This window comes from Myxococcus sp. AB025B (assembly GCF_006518215.1).
GTDB lineage: Bacteria > Myxococcota > Myxococcia > Myxococcales > Myxococcaceae > Myxococcus > Myxococcus fulvus.
This window is the reverse complement of record NZ_SRLW01000628.1, coordinates 1-1,424: the sequence shown is the minus strand read 5'-3', so window position 1 is coordinate 1,424 and position 1,424 is coordinate 1. Positions and strand designations below refer to the sequence as shown.

Sequence of the window (1,424 nt, the reverse complement as noted above, 5' to 3'; positions counted from 1 at the left end):
ACGGGCCCGAGGAAGTCGAGGCAGCCCTCGCGCAGCGTGCGCCAGAAGCGCTCCATCTTCCCGCGTGCGGGGGCGTCGTAGGGCCTGGCGTGCAAGAGGGAGGTGCCGATGCGAGCGCACGCGGTGGCGAGTGTCTCGCCCCGGTACGTGGCGCCATTGTCCAGGTAGAGGGCGTCCGGAGGGCCATGCTTGCGCAGGGCGCGCACCATGAGGCCCAGCATGTCCACCTCGCGCTCGGTGTGGTGGGCCTCCAACGCCACGACGTACCGACTCGCGTCGTCCAGCAGCGCGTGGATGCGCAAGGGCCGCACCTTGCCCCCGACGGTGAGTCCAGGCCCGTGACACACGTCCGCGTGCCACAGGGCCATGGGGCGCTCGGCCTGCCAGCGCAGACGTGTCTTCGTTCCGCTGCCGTCGCGCATCCCGACGCGGTCGAGTCCTGCTTGCACGAAGAGGCGGCGCACCGTCGTCGCCGAGACGGCGTCCCTCTCCAGCCGGCCATCGGTGACGAGGGTGCGCAGGATGAGCGCCACGGACGCGGATGGATACTCCCGCCGGATGTCGAGCAGCAGCTCGCGCTGGGCCGCCGAGAGCTGCTGGGCCCGGCCCTTGTCGCTGCGTCCGCGCGGGGTGAGGCCTGAGAGGCCGCGCTTCTTGTACGCGTAGTACCAGCGCTCGAGCGTGGCCGCCGAGTAGCAGCGGCTCACCTCGGCGCCCGGCGGTACGAAGCGCTGCTGGGTGAGGGACTCGAGCGCCGAGGCGAGCTGGCCTCGGTCCATCTGCGCTTGGGTGAGGGCGCCGATGACTCCGTGGCGAAACACCGCCACCGCCTCGGCGTGGGACTTCGGGGTGAGACTCTTCATTTCGCGCGGACTTCCCATGCCGCCCCCTCATCCCGACATGGGCCTCTTGGGAGGGCAGACGCCTACCGTCCCGCCGCAGGCAGGGCTTCGAGGACGGGGCGTGTCGGGTGGGACAGACTTCCGTGAGGGGCGCGCCGATGGCCGTGGAGCAAGCCCCTCAGTGAGCGCGCTCGGCGCCCCGGAACGCGCAAGCGGACAGCGATGGCGGTCCGGTCGCCGGGAGCGCGAAGGCGGCGACTGTCGTCGCCGCTCGTGAGGCCACTGCTCGCGCCGTCCAGTCCGTGGGCGCCGGCCGCACGCAGCACAGCAGTGCCCCGCGCCTGGCCTCCCCGGCCCAGCGGCAGAGGGAGTCCCAGCGCCCGACGCTCCCGGGTCCCACCACGGCCCACGGACTGACGCGTCGGCGTACCTCCGCGGCTGTCAGCGACTCGAGACCCCACAGGGCGAGCGCCCAGGCGACGGCCGCGAGCGAATACAGCTTCCTGGCCAGCACCTGAGAGGGAACGACTGTCTGCGACACGCCACACCTACGGCAGCGGTAGCGTCGCACGCGCAGCTCCA

1 protein-coding gene is annotated in these 1,424 nt (G+C 72.1%); it reads right to left on the bottom strand.

Annotated elements, in window-relative coordinates:
* On the bottom strand, positions 1 to 863 hold an 863-nt coding region (locus FL311_RS43160), incomplete at its 3' end, for a DDE-type integrase/transposase/recombinase (protein ID WP_194869642.1).
* Positions 864 to 1,424: the final 561 nt, after the last annotated feature.